This window comes from Streptomyces sp. NPDC029956 (assembly GCF_055574655.1).
This window is the reverse complement of the sequence record NZ_JBVHZJ010000042.1, coordinates 32,663-48,982: the sequence shown is the minus strand read 5'-3', so window position 1 is coordinate 48,982 and position 16,320 is coordinate 32,663. Positions and strand designations below refer to the sequence as shown.

At 71.6% G+C, this 16,320-nt stretch carries 17 protein-coding genes; 5 read left to right on the top strand and 12 right to left on the bottom strand.

Annotated features, from left to right (window positions below):
- Positions 1-181: 181 nt before the first annotated feature.
- Positions 182-457 carry a GlsB/YeaQ/YmgE family stress response membrane protein gene (locus ACZ4XX_RS28220; RefSeq protein WP_468510679.1) on the bottom strand — a complete coding sequence of 92 codons (276 nt, stop codon included), beginning with the start codon at positions 455-457 and terminating at the stop codon, positions 182-184.
- Positions 458-628: 171 nt separating this feature from the next.
- On the opposite strand from ACZ4XX_RS28220, the gene ACZ4XX_RS28215 reads away from it, so the two are divergent.
- Positions 629-973, top strand: a complete 345-nt coding sequence (locus ACZ4XX_RS28215; RefSeq protein WP_468510678.1) for a DUF3099 domain-containing protein — start codon at positions 629-631, stop codon at positions 971-973.
- A gap of 182 nt (positions 974-1,155) precedes the next feature.
- Complete coding sequence (locus tag ACZ4XX_RS28210; RefSeq protein ID WP_468510677.1) at positions 1,156-1,371, top strand: hypothetical protein; 216 nt, start codon at positions 1,156-1,158, stop codon at positions 1,369-1,371.
- A gap of 79 nt (positions 1,372-1,450) precedes the next feature.
- Here the strand turns inward: ACZ4XX_RS28210 and moaA are convergent, their stop codons facing one another.
- From moaA to ACZ4XX_RS28195, 3 genes are all read right to left on the bottom strand, one after another.
- Complete coding sequence (gene moaA / locus ACZ4XX_RS28205; RefSeq protein WP_468510676.1) at positions 1,451-2,440, bottom strand: GTP 3',8-cyclase MoaA; 990 nt, start codon at positions 2,438-2,440, stop codon at positions 1,451-1,453.
- A gap of 165 nt (positions 2,441-2,605) precedes the next feature.
- Positions 2,606-4,246, bottom strand: a complete 1,641-nt coding sequence (locus tag ACZ4XX_RS28200; protein ID WP_468510675.1) for a solute symporter family protein — start codon at positions 4,244-4,246, stop codon at positions 2,606-2,608.
- On the bottom strand, positions 4,243-4,617 hold the full coding sequence (locus ACZ4XX_RS28195) for a DUF485 domain-containing protein (RefSeq protein ID WP_468510674.1): 375 nt from the start codon (positions 4,615-4,617) through the stop codon (positions 4,243-4,245). Before ACZ4XX_RS28195 ends, ACZ4XX_RS28200 begins: the two co-directional genes overlap by 4 nt.
- 273 nt (positions 4,618-4,890) lie before the next feature.
- Here ACZ4XX_RS28195 and ACZ4XX_RS28190 point away from each other — a divergent pair, with 273 nt between their 5' ends.
- Entirely contained in the window at positions 4,891-6,432 is a 1,542-nt protein-coding gene (locus ACZ4XX_RS28190; protein WP_468510673.1) for a S8 family peptidase, read from the top strand.
- Positions 6,433-6,515: 83 nt separating this feature from the next.
- On the top strand, positions 6,516-7,817 hold the full coding sequence (locus ACZ4XX_RS28185; protein WP_468510672.1) for a CoA transferase: 1,302 nt from the start codon (positions 6,516-6,518) through the stop codon (positions 7,815-7,817).
- On the opposite strand, the gene ACZ4XX_RS28180 is transcribed toward ACZ4XX_RS28185, so the two are convergent.
- The 8 genes from ACZ4XX_RS28180 to ACZ4XX_RS28145 all read right to left on the bottom strand — a co-directional run bounded on the left by ACZ4XX_RS28180 (position 7,807) and on the right by ACZ4XX_RS28145 (position 15,475).
- A complete protein-coding gene (locus ACZ4XX_RS28180) occupies positions 7,807-8,850 on the bottom strand; it encodes a zinc-dependent alcohol dehydrogenase family protein (RefSeq protein WP_468510671.1) in 1,044 nt (347 codons plus the stop codon). The two genes, ACZ4XX_RS28185 and ACZ4XX_RS28180, sit on opposite strands and share 11 nt — an antisense overlap.
- An 18-nt stretch (positions 8,851-8,868) precedes the next feature.
- Positions 8,869-9,513, bottom strand: a complete 645-nt coding sequence (locus ACZ4XX_RS28175) for a lysoplasmalogenase (protein ID WP_468510670.1) — start codon at positions 9,511-9,513, stop codon at positions 8,869-8,871.
- Entirely contained in the window at positions 9,510-10,400 is an 891-nt protein-coding gene (locus ACZ4XX_RS28170) for a sterol desaturase family protein (protein WP_468510669.1), read from the bottom strand. Before ACZ4XX_RS28170 ends, ACZ4XX_RS28175 begins: the two co-directional genes overlap by 4 nt.
- A gap of 114 nt (positions 10,401-10,514) precedes the next feature.
- Positions 10,515-11,243, bottom strand: coding sequence for a VIT1/CCC1 transporter family protein (locus ACZ4XX_RS28165; protein ID WP_468510668.1), 729 nt, complete (start codon positions 11,241-11,243; stop codon positions 10,515-10,517).
- Positions 11,244-11,267: 24 nt separating this feature from the next.
- Positions 11,268-12,491 (bottom strand): amidohydrolase family protein, encoded by a 1,224-nt coding sequence (locus ACZ4XX_RS28160; protein WP_468510667.1) that lies wholly within the window; start codon positions 12,489-12,491, stop codon positions 11,268-11,270.
- The gene (locus tag ACZ4XX_RS28155; protein ID WP_468510666.1) at positions 12,491-13,783 is read right to left on the bottom strand and encodes an amidohydrolase family protein; all 1,293 of its coding nucleotides are present in this window, start codon (positions 13,781-13,783) and stop codon (positions 12,491-12,493) included. Before ACZ4XX_RS28155 ends, ACZ4XX_RS28160 begins: the two co-directional genes overlap by 1 nt.
- Positions 13,784-13,793: 10 nt before the next feature.
- Positions 13,794-14,678, bottom strand: coding sequence for an SDR family NAD(P)-dependent oxidoreductase (locus ACZ4XX_RS28150; RefSeq protein ID WP_468510665.1), 885 nt, complete (start codon positions 14,676-14,678; stop codon positions 13,794-13,796).
- On the bottom strand, positions 14,678-15,475 hold the full coding sequence (locus tag ACZ4XX_RS28145) for an acetoacetate decarboxylase family protein (protein WP_468510664.1): 798 nt from the start codon (positions 15,473-15,475) through the stop codon (positions 14,678-14,680). The genes ACZ4XX_RS28150 and ACZ4XX_RS28145 overlap by 1 nt, the downstream gene beginning before the upstream one ends.
- 96 nt (positions 15,476-15,571) lie before the next feature.
- Here ACZ4XX_RS28145 and ACZ4XX_RS28140 point away from each other — a divergent pair, with 96 nt between their 5' ends.
- On the top strand, positions 15,572-16,207 hold the full coding sequence (locus tag ACZ4XX_RS28140) for a TetR/AcrR family transcriptional regulator (RefSeq protein WP_468510663.1): 636 nt from the start codon (positions 15,572-15,574) through the stop codon (positions 16,205-16,207).
- Positions 16,208-16,320 lie beyond the last annotated feature (113 nt).

Genomic DNA, 16,320 nt, shown 5'->3' with positions numbered 1-16,320 from the left:
GGTGGGGGAAAAGGAAAAAGAACGGTGTGTTGGGTTTCTTTTCCCGTTCCTCCTCCCCCCGCCAACGCAGCTGCACGCGGGGGGGGCCCTCCCCCCCCCCCCCCCCCCCCCCCCGGGCCTCCTTGTCGACTGTGGCGTCAGGGGGTGTCTTGTCGATCGAGCCCGGCGTGATCGGCAGGACCTAGGCCCGCTGTCTGTTGCCCTTGATCGAGACCCACAGCATGTCCCCCAGCCCGACGACGACGACGGCACCGATCAGCTGGAGCAGGTGACGGGTCCAGTCGATGCCCTTGGTTTCGTTGACCCCCATCCAGGTCGCGACGGCGTTGCCGAGGACGCTGCCGAGAATGCCGAACACGGTGGTCAGCCAGAGCGGGATCTGCTGCTTACCGGGCAGGATCGCCTTCGCGATCAGGCCCAGGACGAATCCCACGATGATCGCCCACAACCAACCCATCATCGCCTCCTTGTACGCATCTGCGCCCAGTCTCGGCCCATCGGTCATACAGCGCATGTCGGACAGCGCCATACGTGCCCCGGTCTCGTCGGCCCGGAAGGGCGGGCGTACCGTGGAGAGAGAGGTCCGGACCGGGGAGAGTCCGGCGCGACCGGTGGATGGTGGACGGCGATGTCGAAGCGTGGCGGGAGCGAGGTCTTCCGGATCACGGGGGCCCGGCAGGGGCTCGCGGACGACGTCCGGGGGCGGCAACGGCGCTACATCATCTCGATGACGGTCAGGACCCTGTCGGTGATCGCGGCCGCGGTGTTGTGGAACGTCGAGCGGCACGTGGCGATCGTGGCGCTCGCCCTGGGCATCCTGCTCCCCTATGTCGCGGTGGTCATCGCGAACGCGGGACGCGAGACGACGCCGTCCCTTCCCTCCACCTTCGTACCGACTCCGGTGCGGCCCGCGATCGATGCCGCGGAGGCCTCGACGGACGAGGACACGGAGCGACCGCACGGCCAGAATTGATCACGGAGAGTGGCCGGAAAGCTCAAGAAAAGCTCAGATCAATCGTGAAGTTCCGGTGCACCACACCCCATGTGCCGTGACATACTGCCTACGCGCTCCGCATCCCCCGTCGGAGCGACGGACCGATGCCGGGCAGCTCCCCCCGTGGCTGCTCGGCATCGCCCTTGCTGGACAATGATCAGGTGAGCGAAGAGAAGCCGATCTGTTCCGCCAAGGGCTGCCGCGCCGACGCCGTCTGGGTGCTCGCGTGGAACAACCCCAAGCTGCACACGCCCGAGCGTCGCAAGACCTGGCTCGCGTGCGAGGAGCACCGGGAGCACCTGTCCCAGTTCCTGGGTGTACGGGGTTTCCTGAAGGACGTCGTGCCGCTGGCCGACTGGGAGTCCACCGAGGCCTGATCCGAAGGACCGGCGCCTGACCGCGGGCCCTCCCCGCCCAGCGGGGAGGCGTGCCCGCCCAGCCGGAGGGCCTCCCCGCTCAGCCGCCGATCGCCGACATCGGGCGGTCGGGCTGGAGGAACTCCGGGTCGTCGAGGCCGGAGCCGGCCTTCTTGCCCCACATCGCCTTCCGCCACAGCTCCGCGACCTCCGCGTCGGAGGCGTCCGAGCGGAGCGTGGCCCGCAGGTCGGTCTCCTCGGTGGCGAAGAGGCAGGTGCGCACCTGGCCGTCGGCGGTGAGCCGGGTGCGGTCGCAGGCCCGGCAGAACGGACGGGTGACGGAGGCGATGACGCCGACCGTGTGCGATCCGCCGTCCACGACCCAGCGCTCGGCGGGGGCCGAGCCCCGCTCGTCGGCGCCTTCCGGCGTCAGGGTGAAGCGGGTGCGCAGGGACTCCAGGATGTCACCGGCGGTGATCATGCCGTCGCGCTTCCAGCCGTGCTGGGCGTCCAGCGGCATCTGCTCGATGAAACGGAGCTCGTACCCCTCCGCGACCGCCCAGGCGAGCAGGTCGGGGGCCTCGTCGGCGTTGAGTCCGGGCATCAGGACGGCGTTGACCTTGACCGGGGTGAGGCCGGCGTCGCGGGCGGCGGCCATGCCGTCGAGGACGTCCTGGTGGCGGTCTCGCCGGGTGAGGGTCTTGAAGACCTCGGGACGCAGGGTGTCCAGGGAGACGTTGACCCGGTCGAGACCGGCGGCCTTCAGGGCGGCCGCGGTGCGCTTCAGGCCGATGCCGTTGGTGGTGAGGGACATCCGGGGGCGCGGCTCCAGGGCCGCGCAGCGCTCGACGATGCCGACGAGACCGGGGCGGAGCAGGGGCTCGCCGCCGGTGAAGCGGACCTCGGTGACGCCGAGGTCCGTGACGGCGATGCGGATCAGCCGGACGATCTCGTCGTCGGTGAGCAGATCCGGCTTCGCCAGCCACTGCAGACCCTCTTCCGGCATGCAGTACGTGCAGCGGAGATTGCAGCGGTCGGTGAGCGAGACGCGCAGGTCGGTGGCCACCCGGCCATAGGTGTCGATGAGCACTTGGGCCCCCTCCCCGTCGTTGTGGTTGCGTGTGGTTCGAGCCTACGTGAGCACGCGGCCCACGAGCAGGGCAGATTGTCACGAGGACCGACGCGGCCGCGTCGTAGAACTCTACGACGCGGCCGTCCGGTGGTCGCGGACCGTATACGGTCGGCTGCGCTCCGGTCAGTGCTTGATCGCGGCGGCGACCCCGACACCGGTGAGGGACTTGACCTCCAGCTCCGCGTACTTGCCGGCGTCCGGCTCCTCCTTGGAGAGGAGCGAGCCGAGCCAGCCGAGGAGGAAGCCCAGCGGGATCGAGACGAGGCCGGGGTTCTCCAGCGGGAACCAGTGGAAGTCCACGCCCTTGAACATCGAGGTCGGAGCGCCGGAGACGACGGGCGAGAAGAGGACGAGGACGACGGAGGAGATCAGTCCGCCGTAGATCGACCAGAGCGCGCCCTGGGTGGTGAACCTCTTCCAGAACAGCGAGTAGAGGATCGTCGGCAGGTTGGCCGAGGCGGCGACCGCGAAGGCGAGGGCGACCAGGCCGGCGACGTTGAGGTCGCGGGCGAGGGCGCCGAGGGCGATCGAGACGATGCCGATGAGGACGGTGGACCAGCGGGCGGCCCGCATCTCCTCCTTCTCGGTGGCCTTCCCGCGCTTGATCACGTTCGCGTAGATGTCGTGCGCGAAGGACGAGGACGAGGCGAGGGTCAGACCGGCGACCACGGCGAGGATGGTGGCGAAGGCGACGGCGGAGATGACGGCGAGGAGGATCGCGCCGCCGGTGGAGTCGGCGCCGCCGCCGACCTCGAGGGCGGTGAGCGGGGCCGCCGTGTTGCCGGCCTTGTTGGACGCCTTGATGGTGTCGCCGCTGAGCAGGGCGGCGGCGCCGAAGCCGAGGACGATCGTCATCAGGTAGAACCCGCCGATGATGCCGATGGCCCAGTTGACCGACTTACGGGCGGCCTTGGCGGTCGGCACCGTGTAGAAGCGGATCAGGATGTGCGGCAGGCCGGCGGTGCCGAGGACGAGGGCGATGCCGAGGGAGAGGAAGTCCAGCTTCGAGAGGGTGCTGACGCCGTACTTGAGGCCGGGCTCCAGGAAGGCGTCGCCCTTGCCGCTGTTGGTGGCGGCGGCGCCGAGCAGTTGCGAGAGGTTGAAGTCGAACTTCAGCAGGATGAGGAAGGTGATGAGGAGCGTGCCCGCGATGAGCAGGACCGCCTTCACCATCTGCACCCAGGTGGTGCCCTTCATGCCGCCGATCGTCACGTAGACGATCATGAGGATGCCGACGAGGGCGACGATCGCGATCTTGCCGCCGTCGCTGGTGATGCCGAGCAGCAGCGAGACGAGCACGCCCGCGCCCGCCATCTGTGCGAGCAGGTAGAAGATCGAGACGACGATGGTGGAGGTGCCGGCGGCGGTGCGTACGGGCCGCTGGCGCATCCGGTAGGCGAGGACGTCGCCCATCGTGAACCGGCCGGAGTTGCGGAGCGGTTCGGCGACCAGGAGCAGCGCGACGAGCCAGGCGACCAGGAAGCCGATCGAGTACAGGAAGCCGTCGTAGCCGTAGAGGGCGATGGCGCCGCTGATGCCGAGGAACGACGCGGCGGACATGTAGTCGCCGGAGATCGCGAGGCCGTTCTGGAAGCCGGTGAACTGGCCGCCGCCGGCGTAGAAGTCGGCGGCGCTGCGGGTCTGGCGGCCGGCCCAGACGGTGATGATCAGAGTCGCGATGACGAAGGCGCCGAACAGGGCGATGATCAGCGGTCGGTGCTCGCTGGTGGCGTTGCCGGCCGCGAGCAGGACGGGGGTGCTCATGCGTCGCCCTCCATGCGCTTTCTGATGGCGTCGGACTGGGGGTCGAGCCGGTTCGCCGCGTGCCGCGAGTAGAGCCAGGCGATGAGGAAGGTGGTGGCGAACTGACCGAGGCCGAGGACGAGGGCCACGTTGATGTTCCCGAAGACCTTGGTCCCCATGAAGCCGCCCGCGTAGTTGGAGAGCAGCACGTACAGCAGGTACCAGGCGATGAAGGCCAGGGTGAGCGGGAAGGCGAAGGAACGGTACGTACGGCGCAGTTCGCCGAACTCCGCACCTTGCTGCACCTCGACGAACTGTTCCGTCGTGGGCGTTACGGGAGCGGATGCGGCCTCCGTCCCGTTTCTGGGCGGCGGCGGTGCTTCGGTAGCCACGGAATCTCCTCGTGACGCGGGGACGGACGGCATGGTCAAGGGGGCCTCACCAGGGGTGCGGGATCAGGGGCTCCGACTGGAGCCCCTCCCCTGACCAACGGCACGGAGCGGACCCGGAAGTGGTTCACACGAGGGATTTCTTCGGTCAGATCTTCATGAAGTCTTCTCAACTCATTGAAGGGCATGGAAGATCAGCGATAGCTTCACTCGTCATGCACCTGTCTGCGCGCAAACCCGCGCGCGGGCAGTACATACGGATGATGTGGAGAACCCATGGCTCATCTGGGATCGAGGCGCGGCCGAGCTCTCGCTCTGCCTGTTGGTCTCGCGCTCACGGCCTCGCTCGGCTTCCTTCCCTCCGGCGCTGCCTCCGCCGCGGAACTGAGCGACGCACCGGCGACTGCCACCGTGGCGACGAACGGGCCGAAGCTGTCGTACGTCGTCAACGTCGCGGGGGGCCGCTGGACCGCCTCCTCGGTGAAGAAGGCGATCGCCGCCGCGGGCGGCGAGGTGGTCGTCTCGTACGACCAGATAGGCGTCATAGTCGTCCACTCGCAGAACCCCGAGTTCGCGAAGACGATCCGCAAGGCCCGCGGTGTGGTCTCGGCCGGTTCGACCCGTACCGCCCCGCTCTCCGTGCAGACCGACAACTCCGTCGGCGGCGGCACCCAAGAGCTGTCCGAGGCCGAGGCCAAGGCCGCCACGGCCCGCGCGACGGACGAGCAGGACGCGCTTGAGCCCCTGCAGTGGGACCTCCCGGCGATCAAGGCGGACAAGGCCCACCAGAGGACGATGGGCAGCAAGCGCGTCACCGTCGCCGTCATCGACACGGGTGTCGACGACACGCACCCGGACCTGGCGCCGAACTTCGACGTCAAGGCCTCCGCCAACTGCGTCTCCGGCAAGCCGGACACCACCGCCGGCTCGTGGCGCCCGAACCCGGGCGAGAGCGACCACGGCACCCACGTCGCCGGTACGATCGCCGCCGCCAAGAACGGCATCGGCATCACCGGTGTCGCCCCGGGCGTGAAGGTCTCCGGCATCAAGGTGTCCACCCCGGACGGCTTCTTCTACACCGAGGCCGTCGTCTGCGGCTTCGTGTGGGCGGCCGAGCACGGCGTCGACGTGACGAACAACAGCTACTACACCGACCCGTGGATGTTCGCCTGCAAGAACGACGAGGACCAGAAGGCCCTCATCGAGGCGGTCACCCGTGCGACCCGCTACGCGGAGCGCAAGGGCGCGGTGAACGTCGCGGCGGCCGGCAACTCCAAGTTCGACCTCGCGGCCGACTCGATCGTCGACAACAGCAGCCCGAACGACACGACTCCCGGCGACCGGGTCATCGACCCGAAGGAGTGCCTGGACTACCCGGCGATGCTCCCGGGCGTCGTCACGGTCTCCGCGACCGGAGCCAAGGACCTCAAGGCGTCCTACTCCAACTACGGTCTCGGCGTGATCGACATCGCCGCCCCGGGCGGTGACCGCACCGAGTACCAGACCCCGGACGCCCCGGCGGTCAACGGCCGCATCCTGTCGACCACGGTCAACGGCGGCTACAACTACAAGGCCGGTACGTCGATGGCGGCGCCGCACGCGGCGGGCGTCCTGGCGCTCCTCAAGTCGACGCACCCCTACGCGAGCCCGGCGGCGCTCAAGGCGCTGCTGTACGCGCAGGCCGACAAGCGCGCCTGCACCAACCCGTACGACATCGAGGGCGACGGCAAGATCGACGCCGTCTGCGAGGGTGGCAAGAACAAGAACGGCTTCTACGGGGCCGGTCTGATCGACGCGCTGGACGCTGTGCGCCGCTAGTCGTCGAGTGAGTGAACGAGGGCCCTGGTGTGGCGTGCCACACCAGGGCCCTTCGTATGGCACCGAGTGCCATAGTGCGGTCCATGGACAACACAGTGCGTACCGGTACGGAGTTGTTGTGGTCGGCCCTCGGCGGCGAGCCCGCCCTGGTGGAGCGGGTGGAGTACGGCGGGCCCGCGGGGCTGCTGGCCGCGCGGCTGCCCGTGATGGAGCTGGCCCGGGCGTCGGTCGCGGTCGCCGGGCTCGCCGCCGTCGAGCGGGCCGGGCTCCCGGGGCCGGTCCGCGTGGACGACGGAGCCGTCGCCACCGCGTTCGTGAGCGAGCGGCATCTGCGGGTCGACGGGCGTGCGCCGGTGAGCTTCGCGCCGCTCTCCCGGTTCTGGCGGGCGGCCGACGGCTGGGTCCGTACGCACGCCAACTACCCGCACCACCGGGCCGCGTTGCTGACCGCGCTCGGCCTGCGGGAGGACTCCGTGGAGGCCGTCGCCGCCGTCATCGGCGAGCGGCAGGCCCTCGAGGTCGAGGCGACGGTGTACGCGGCCGGGGGACTGGCCGTCGCGCTGCGGACGCCCGTGCAGTGGGCAGCGCACGAGCAGGGCCGGGAGGTCGCGGCGCGCCCGCTGCTGACCCGGGAGCGGCTCGACGAGGCCCCGCCCCGACGCCGGGGCGGGGCGCTGCGGGTCCTCGACCTGACCCGGGTGATCGCCGGGCCGGTCGCGACCCGGACCCTCGCGCTGCTCGGCGCGGACGTGCTGCGGATCGACCCGCCGGGCAATCCCGAACTGCCGGACCAGCACGCGGACACGGACGTCGGCAAGCGGACCGCCGCGCTCGATCTGGACCGGCCGTCGGACCGGCGTACCTTCGGGGAGCTCCTGGACGCGGCCGATGTGCTGGTCACCGGCTACCGGCCGGGCGCGCTCGACCGTTTCGACCTGCACCGACCGGGGCTGGTCACCGCGCGGCTCTCCGCATGGGGCGACTACGGGCCCTGGGCAGGGCGGCGCGGCTTCGACAGCCTGGTCCAGGTGGCGACCGGGATCGCGGTCACCGAGCGTTCGGTGGAGCAGCCGGGCGCGTTGCCGGCGCAGGCGCTGGACCACGGGAGCGGCTTTCTGCTCGCGGCGGCCGTCCTGCGGTCGCTGACCGAGCAGGACCGGGACGGCGGCACGAGGCTGGTCCGGCTCGCCCTCGCGCAGACGGGGCACTGGCTGACGCACGCGCTGCCGAGGTACGAGCCCGAGCGGTACCTCACCGAGTCGGACGGGCCGCTCGGGCGTCTGCGGCACGCGCTGTCGCCCGTCGCGTACGAGGGCGGCCCGACGGGCTGGTCCCGCCCGCCGGGCCTCCAGGGCGGGGACGACGCCGTCTGGACTACGGCTTGACGAGGACCTTGAGCGCGGTGCGCTCGTCCATCGCCCGGTAGCCGCCGGGGACGCCGTCGAGGCCCACGGTCAGGTCGAAGACCGGCGACGGGTCGATGGTGCCGTCGAGGACGTCCGGCAGCAGCTCCGGGATGTACGCGCGCACGGGGGCGACGCCGCCGCGCAGCGCGATGTTCCGGTCGAACATGACGGACAGGTCGAGCCCGGTGCCGCTGCCGTGCGGGACGCCGACGTAGCCGATCGAGCCGCCGTCGCGGGCGATGGCGACGGCGGTCCGCATGGACTGCTCGGTGCCGACGGCCTCGATGACGGCGTGGGCGCCCTGGCCGCCGGTGAGTTCGCGGACGGCGGCCTCGGCGGCCTCGCCGCGCTCGGCGACGACGTCGGTGGCGCCGAAGAGGCGGGCGATGTCGGTACGGGCGGTGTGCCGGCCGAGCGCGATGATCCGCTCGGCGCCGAGGCGCTTGGCGGCGAGGACGCCGCAGAGGCCGACGGCGCCGTCGCCGACCACGGCGACCGTGGAGCCCTTGCGGACCCCGGCGCCCAGGGCGGCGTGGTGGCCGGTGCCCAGGACGTCGGAGAGCGCGAGGAGCGCGGTCAGCAGACGGTCGTCCGAGGCTGCGTCGGCGGGGAGCTTGACGAGGGTGCCGTCGGCGAAGGGGACGCGGACCGCCTCGCCCTGGCCGCCGTCGGAGCCGACCGAGCCCCAGAAACCGCCGCTCGGGCAGGAGGTCTGGAGGCCCTCGACGCAGTGGTCGCAGGTGCCGTCGGACCAGACGAAGGGGGCGACGACGAGGTCTCCGGCGGTGAAGCCGGTGACCTCGGAGCCCGCGGCCTCGACGACGCCGAGGAACTCGTGGCCGATGCGCTGGCCGGGCTGCCGGGCGGACTCGCCGCGGTAGGCCCACAGGTCACTGCCGCAGACGCAGGCGCGCAGGACGCGGACGACGACGTCGGTGGGGTCCTGCACCACCGGGTCGGGCACGTCCTCCACGCGCATGTCGAACGGGGCGTGGATGGTGGTGGCGCGCATGACGGGCGTTCCTTGCTGTCAGACAGTTGTACGACGTTCACCGTACATCGCGCGCAACGCTCCCGCCGTCAGCAGGTACTGCGCCGCGACATAGGTCAGCATGACCCAGAAGTCGGACGCCGGCAGCCGGGGCCACTCGGCGACCCCGGTGGCGATCAGGGTGTCGGACAGCAGGAAGAGCGCCCCGCCCAGTCCCGCGAGGAGGCCGAGGGAGCTCGCGCGGTACGCCATGGCGGTCAGGAGCAGCGAGTAGCCGGCGACCGGGACGCGGAGGTCGGCGGGGAGGTCGGACCAGAGGAGCAGGACGGTGCCGGCGAGGGCGGCCGCGTACAGGGCTCCGAGCGCCGGGGACGTACGTCGTCGTCCGAAGAGGACCAGGTAGCAGATGTGGCCGGCGGCGAAGCAGCCCATGCCGACGAGGAAGGCTCCGTCGGCGTCGGAGAGCAGGAACACGTCGCCGCCCCAGCCGAGGAGCAGCGCGGCGGTCAGCGGCTTGGGGGCGCCCCGGGTGACGGCGTACGCGGCGAGCAGGGGCATCAGGAGCGGCTTGGCGATCTGGTGGCCGAGCTCGGCACCGGCGAGCAGGGAGATCAGGTCGACGGCGGTGGCGAGCCCGAAGGCGGCGAGCAGCGCGCGGGAGAGCCCGCGGGGGGAGGTTCTCACGCGGCGGTCTCCGGGGCGGCGGGGCCGGGGCGGCGGGTGTCCGTGGGTGCGGGCGTGGCCGCGGGCTGCCAGCCCGGTCCGCGGAAGAGCCGGCCGGCCCGCTCGCGCCAGTCGTGCGCGGCCTTGAGGTCGCGGGCGATGGCGGCGTACTCGTGGGTGGCGACGCGCAGCGGGTTGTAGGTCTCGATGTTCTTGGTGAGGCCGTAGACGGGCCGGTCGGTCTCGCCGACCCAGGAGCCGAACATCCGGTCCCAGACGATGAGGATGCCGCCGAAGTTCCGGTCCAGGTAGCCGCCCTGGGAGGCGTGGTGGACGCGGTGGTGGGAGGGGGTGTTGAGGACGTACTCGAAGGGCCGGGGCAGCTTGTCGACGCGCTCGGTGTGGATCCAGAACTGGTAGACGAGGCTGACCGAGGAGCAGAAGGCGACGGCGGCCGGGTGGACGCCGAGCGCGATCATCGGCAGATAGAACGGCCAGGAGGTGAAGCCGGTCCAGGGCTGGCGCAGGGCGGTGGAGAGGTTGAACCTGCGGCTGCTGTGGTGCACGACGTGGCTGGCCCACAGGACGCGGACGACGTGGTGCCCGCGGTGCTGCCAGTAGTAGAAGAAGTCCTGGGCGAGCAGCATCAGCGGGATCGTCCACCACAGGACGGGGACGCGGAGCGGGGTGAGCTCGTGGACCGCGGTGTAGATCGCGACGATCGGGATCTTCCACACGAGGTCGACGAAGAGGCTCCCGAGTCCCATGCCGATGCTGGTGGCGGCGTCCTTGGTCTCGTACCCGACGGCGTCGTCGTCGGGACGGAGGCGGTAGCTGACCATCTCGACGACGGTGAGCAGGACGAAGGCCGGTATGGACCAGAGCACGACGTCGGGCAGGTTCGGCATGCCGATGACGGTAGGGGCGGGGGTCGGGGTGCGGATAGACGTGGTTACCAACAAGTATGCGAGACGACTTGTCAGCAAGCCTTGGCACCTTCCGACAAGGGAGCACCCGGGAGGCTAGATTCCCGTCGCTCCCAGCAACGAGCCCGCGCCGTAGGTGACCGCCATCGCCAGCGCGCCGCCCGCGACGTTGCGGAGGATCGCGCGGCCGGCGGGGGCCTCGCCCAGGCGGGCGCTCCACCAGCCGGTGAAGGTCAGGGCCGCGAGGACGGAGACGACCGTGACCCAGAGGCGGGCCGAGGCCGGGGGGAGGACGATCGCGAGGAGCGGGAGCAGGGCGCCGACGGTGAAGGCGAGGAAGCTCGCGGCGGCGGCGTGCCAGGGGATCGTGAGCCGGTCCGGGTCGATGCCCAGCTCCACGCGCGCGTGGGCGCGCAGCGCGTCGCGGGCGGTGAGCTGCTCGGCGGCCTCGCGGGCCACGTCCGCGGAGAGGCCGCGGGCCGCCAGGAGCCCGGTCAGCTCGTCGAGCTCCGCCTCCGGGTCCTCCCGCAGTTCGCGTCTCTCCTGGGCGAGGGCGGCCTTCTCGGAGTCGCGCTGGGTGGAGACCGAGACGTACTCCCCCGCCGCCATCGACATCGATCCGGCCAGGAGTCCCGCGAGACCCGCGGTGAGCAGGGCGGCCCGGGACTCGGTGGCACCGGCGACGCCGACGACGAGGCCCGCGGTGGAGACGACTCCGTCGTTGGCTCCGAGCACGGCCGCCCGGAGCCAGTTGAGACGGGAGCCGAGGCCTCCGCCGTGGGCCTCGTGCGCGGGGGTGTCGGTCTCCTCGGGTGCGTCGGTCACGTCAGGAGCGTCGCACCCGGCGGCTCACCAGACGCGGACCGACCCGCCCGGGGCGAACGCCGGGCTGGTGGCACCCGCGGGGACCTCCTTCAGGGGTTCGGCGATCTCCTCGACGCGCGGGCCGTGGACGGCGGCGAGGGGGTCGAGCAGTCGGAGGTCGAAGCCGTAGACGCGGGCCGCGTTGCCGCCGACCATCGCCGCGACCTCGTCCTTCGGCAGCCCCGCGTACGCGATCCGGAGGCCTTCGCGGGAGTACGGGGTGGTGCCCTCGTCGTGCGGGTAGTCGCTGCCCCACATGATCTTGTCGAGGCCGATCCGGTCGCGCAGCGGCACCTCGTGGGGGCGCATGAAGCTCGCGCCGACGAAGCAGTTGTCGCGCCAGACCGTGCTGGGGCCCTTGCCCATGGCCTCGGCGAGGCCCGCGCCGAACTTCGACTCCGCCGTGGAGGCCTTCGTCGCGGCCGACACCAGGCGGCCGTGGTAGTAGTCCAGCATGTCGAGCACGCCCGGGATCCAGCCCGAGCCCTGTTCGGTCAGGACCAGCTTGAGCCCGGGGTGGCGCCGGAAGGCCCCGCCGAAGACCAGGTGCCACAGCGCCCGGTGGGAGAACCAGGTGGTCTCCACCATGAAGACGGCGCGGGCGGCCGGTTCGTCGCCGAGCGGGGGCGACGCCGAGCCGCCGTGGTGGTTGACGGGGACGTCGAGTTCGGCGCAGACCGCCCAGATCGGGTCGTACGCCTCCGAGTAGAGCTCGGGGACCGGTGAGCCGGGCGGCACCCCGGGCAGCAGGATGCCGCCGGTGAGTCCCGCCCCGCGGGCGCGGCGGATCTCGGCGACCGCCGCGTCGACGTCGTTGAGGAGGATCTGTGCCACGCCGGCCCTGCGCCCCGGCGCGGCCGCGCAGAAGTCGGCCAGCCAGCGGTTGTGCGCCTGGAGTCCGGCCCAGCGCTGCTCGTACTCGGCCGCGGTGGGCGGCTGGGCCATCAGGGAGGCCTTGGGGAAGAACGGCGGGACGGTGTTGGGGAAGACGACCTCGGCGACGATGCCGTCCGCCTCCAGCTCGCGCAGCCGACGCTCCGAGTTCCAGTTGCGGTCGGCGGTGTCGGCGAGCAGGTCCTCGTACGGGTTGACGTAGGAGGCGGCCCAGGCGTCGAAGGCCTCGTGGTGCTTCTTCTCCAGGTACGGGCGGTAGTCGAGGAGGTCGGCGCCGGCGTGGCAGTCCGCCGAGATGACGGTGTAGCGGTCCATCAGCTCACCCCCAGGGTGGGGAAGTCGTGGTCCGTCAGCCAGTGTCGGCCGACCTCGCGCGAGCGGGCCCAGGAGGCCTCCACGGCGGTCTGGTCGGCGGGCTGGCCGAGGTCGGCGGGGGTGGGGCCGATCCGGCGGGCGATCGGATCCAGCTTCTGGACGTCGAATCCGAAGACCTCGGCCGCCGCGAGGCCGAGCATCCTGCGGGTCTCGGTCACCGGGATGTCGTGGAAGGTCTTCCGGAGCCACGCGCGCGTGTCGGGCCAGGTTCCCTCCGGGTGCGGGAAGTCCGAGCCCCACAGGATGTTGTCGACGCCGATCTCGTACCGCTGGGCGAGTTCGCGCCGCTTGGTGTTGGTGGCGCAGATGAAGACCTGCCGGTCCAGGTACTCGCTCGGCGGCCGCCTCAGCTCCGCGAACGGGGACAGCTTCTTGCCGCCGTGCGCACCGAGGTAGAGCCGGTCCATGAACCAGAGGAGGTTCGGCAGCCACCAGCAGCCGGACTCGGCGACCCCGAACCGGAGCCCGGGGTGCCGCTCGAAGACGCCCGACCAGAGCAGGAACCACAGCGGCCTGGCCGGCCACCAGGTGACCTCCGAGACGTAGATGCCGAGGTGGTCGCCGTACTCCTCGCGCGGCGCCGCTCCCGAGTGGGTGACCAGGGGCATCCCGGTCTCGGCGGCGGCCGCCCAGACCGGGTCGTAGCGCCGGTCGTGGTACGGCTCCTTGTCCACCCACATGGAGGGGATCATCAGCGCCCCGAGCCCGGACTCCTTGGCCCGGTGGATCTCGGCGACGACCTTCGCGGGCTCGGCGGTGATCGGCAGCAGCGCCACCCCGCAGTGCCGCGCCGCGTTGTCGGCGTTCCCTCCCACGAACTCGGCGAGCCAGCGGTTGTGCGCCTGCGCGCCCGCCATGCCGAGCAGCGGGTCCTGGTCGCCGGAGAGGCCGAGGCCGACACCGAAGGGCGCGGCGGTCTGGCTGTCGACGGCGTCCGCGTCGGGGAAGACGACCTCGGCCGCCACCCCGTCGCCGTCGAGCTCCTTGAGCCGCTGCCCGATGTCCCAGCCGCCGCGCAGCCCTTCCTCGTTGTCGGTGAACCACTTGTTCGCGAAGGCCTCGTTGCGGACCCCGAGCCGGGTCATGGCCTCCCGGCGTGCCTCGCGTCCGGCGAGGAACTCGTCGAACGCGCCGTGGAAGCGGGAGTCGAGGTAGGGCCGGTACTCCTCGGTGGGCAGCCCGGCGTGGCAGTCGGAGGAGATGATCAGATACGGATCGTTCGGATCGGCCATCGGGGCCCCCTCAGTCGAGGATGAAGTTCTCCAGGTACGACGGGTTCGAGCGGTCGAGCATCGACCGCGAGCGCGCCGTGATCTGCCGGTCGCTGTGCTCGCTCTCCGGCAGCATCCAGAAGCGGTCGGCGCGGATGCCGTCGACGACGTGCTCGGCGACCTCCTCCACCGGGGTGAAGGCGACCTCGTGGCCGGCCTCCTTCATGGCGGCCTCCCACTGGTCGAGGCTGCGGTAGGGGGTCCTGCGCGGGCGCTCCTTGGCGTACCGCTCGGGCCGGTTGCGGTGCGACTCCCAGAGTCCGGTGCGGAGCATGTGCGGTCCGGGGAAGAGCACGGAGGCGCTCACACGCGCGTGCTCGGCCCTGAGGTGGGCGTAGAGCGACTCGGTCATGGTCACGACGGCCGCCTTGGTGACCGCGTACACGGAGGCGGTGGGCAGCGGGGCGATGCCGCCGTCGCCGGAGGAGGTGTTGACGACATGGCCGGGTTCGCCGCCCGCCAGCATCCGGGGGACGAAGGCCTGGATGCCGTGGAAGACGCCCCAGACGTTGACGGAGAAGGCCCACTTCCAGTCGTTGGGCTCGTGCTCCCACATGCGGCCCTCGGCGCCGGAGCCGACGCCGGCGTTGTTGCAGAGGACGTGGACGGCGCCGAAGGTCTCGTACGCGGCCTCCGCGAACCCCCGGACGTCGTCGCGGTCCGAGACGTCGACCGTCCGGGCGAGGACCTGTGCCCCTCCTGCCATCAGCTCGTCGGCGGCCTCGGCGAGCGCGCCCTCCTCGACGTCGCCGAGGACGACGGCCAGGCCTTCGGCGGCGAAGCGGCGGGCCATCGCGAGGCCGATGCCGCTCGCCGCGCCGGTGACGACGGCGACCTGCCCCTCGCGCAGCTCCATCAGACGCTCCCCTCGGGCGGGCCGTCGAGGATCTGCTGCGGGTCGTCGTACCGCTGGTGGATGTACGGCAGGAGGGCCTGCGCGGAGACGCGTTCGGCGACCGTGCCCTTCTGGTCGGTGGTCTTCTCGCCGATGGTGATCTCGACGAGCCGGCGTACGGGGAGGTCGGCGACCGGGTCGTACATGGACTCGCGCAGCACCACGTCGCCGGTGACGCGCTCCAGCTTCCGCACCTTCTCGTTGCGGACGCAGTGGACGAGGACGGGGTCGGCGTCGAAGCCCGAACCCTCCACGCCCGGCAGGAACTTGAAGTAGAAGTCGGTCTTCTCGGTCGGCTCCGGCAGCGGCAGCGGCCCGGAGACCGCGCCGCGCACCTCGACGAAGTCGATGCCGTGCCGCCCGAGCGCCGCGCGGACGACGAGCCCGTCGCGCTCGACGACGACCTCGCCGAGCTTCTTCGGCTCGCCGAAGACCTCGCGGCCGCCGACGAGGGCGCGCTCGTGGGTCATCGGCATCACCAGCGGGTACCAGCCCTCGCGGTCGCCGTGGGCGGCGGCGACCGCCACCGAGCCGGCGCCGAGGGGATAGCCGGGCAGGTCGACCTGGGAGATGTTGGCCCGCACGAGGGGCCGCTCGGTGGGTTTCAGCGGGGGCGGCAGGACGGCCGCCACCACGTCCGGATCGGTCTCCCAGACGGCGACCACTCCGGTGGACCAGATGTCGGGGAGCTTCGCGCTCCTGGTGCGGGCCGCCGTGATCTCGGCGTCCGTGCGCGCCCCGTACCGTACTCGTGCCATGACGTACCACCCTTCAGCGGGTCGGGTCTGTAACAGAGTTACACCGGCGGCGATGAAGGGTAAAGACCCGCGCACGCGGGAGAGTTGGGGGAACGGATGGCGCGCGCCGCACTCACCCGCGAGGAAGTCCTGGAGACCGCCGCCGCCCTGGTGCGACAGCACGGCCCGGACGCCCTCACCATGCGCAGGCTCGCGGCCGAGCTCGGCACCGCGGTCACCTCGATCTACTGGCACGTCGGCAACCGCGAGTCGCTGCTCGACGCGCTGGTCGAGCGGACGGTCGCCGACCTCGCCGCGATCACCCCGCACGGCCGCACCCCCGCGACCCGGATCGTCTCGGTGGCCCGCACCCTCCGCCACGAGCTCCGCGCCCGCCCCCACCTGGTGGCGATGGTCCACGAACGGGGCCTGACCGAGCGGATGTTCCTGCCCGCCCAGCGCGCCCTGGCCCAGGAGGTCCACGCGGCGGGCCTGCGCGGCGCCCGGGCGGCGGAGGCGGTGCGGGCCGTGCAGATCCAGGTCGTCGGTCACCTCCTGGTCGAGCGCAACCGGGAACGCTCCCCCGCCCAGTCGCCCGCCGAGACGGAGCTCTGGCAGACGGCGACGGACCTGCCCGACCCCGCCCTCACCCGTGCCCTGGCCGCCCCGGTCGACCCGGAGCGGCTCTTCGTGACCTCCGTACGGGCGCTGGTGGACGGCCTGTTGGGGCACCGCGGCGGGACCCCGGATTGATTCGGTGGAACGCGCGCGGGGGCCGTCCTGGAGTCGGCTCGCGCGGGGACGGCTCTCCCAGGTCCATGTGCCGATGCCGGTCGATCTGGAGCACCGCACGTTCCTCCGGACGG

Bases quoted from the DNA above. Each gene is read 5' to 3' on its own strand.
- ACZ4XX_RS28160 (WP_468510667.1), bottom strand. From the start codon at position 12,491: ATGGACCGCTACACCGTCATCTCGGCGGACTGCCACGCCGGCGCCGAC.
- ACZ4XX_RS28220 (WP_468510679.1), bottom strand. From the start codon at position 457: ATGGGTTGGTTGTGGGCGATCATCGTGGGATTCGTCCTGGGCCTGATC.
- ACZ4XX_RS28215 (WP_468510678.1), top strand. From the start codon at position 629: ATGTCGAAGCGTGGCGGGAGCGAGGTCTTCCGGATCACGGGGGCCCGG.
- ACZ4XX_RS28150 (WP_468510665.1), bottom strand. From the start codon at position 14,678: ATGGAGCTGCGCGAGGGGCAGGTCGCCGTCGTCACCGGCGCGGCGAGC.
- ACZ4XX_RS28140 (WP_468510663.1), top strand. From the start codon at position 15,572: ATGGCGCGCGCCGCACTCACCCGCGAGGAAGTCCTGGAGACCGCCGCC.
- ACZ4XX_RS28170 (WP_468510669.1), bottom strand. From the start codon at position 10,400: ATGCCGAACCTGCCCGACGTCGTGCTCTGGTCCATACCGGCCTTCGTC.
- ACZ4XX_RS28185 (WP_468510672.1), top strand. From the start codon at position 6,516: ATGGACAACACAGTGCGTACCGGTACGGAGTTGTTGTGGTCGGCCCTC.
- ACZ4XX_RS28145 (WP_468510664.1), bottom strand. From the start codon at position 15,475: ATGGCACGAGTACGGTACGGGGCGCGCACGGACGCCGAGATCACGGCG.
- ACZ4XX_RS28190 (WP_468510673.1), top strand. From the start codon at position 4,891: ATGGCTCATCTGGGATCGAGGCGCGGCCGAGCTCTCGCTCTGCCTGTT.
- ACZ4XX_RS28200 (WP_468510675.1), bottom strand. From the start codon at position 4,246: ATGAGCACCCCCGTCCTGCTCGCGGCCGGCAACGCCACCAGCGAGCAC.
- ACZ4XX_RS28180 (WP_468510671.1), bottom strand. From the start codon at position 8,850: ATGCGCGCCACCACCATCCACGCCCCGTTCGACATGCGCGTGGAGGAC.
- ACZ4XX_RS28155 (WP_468510666.1), bottom strand. From the start codon at position 13,783: ATGGCCGATCCGAACGATCCGTATCTGATCATCTCCTCCGACTGCCAC.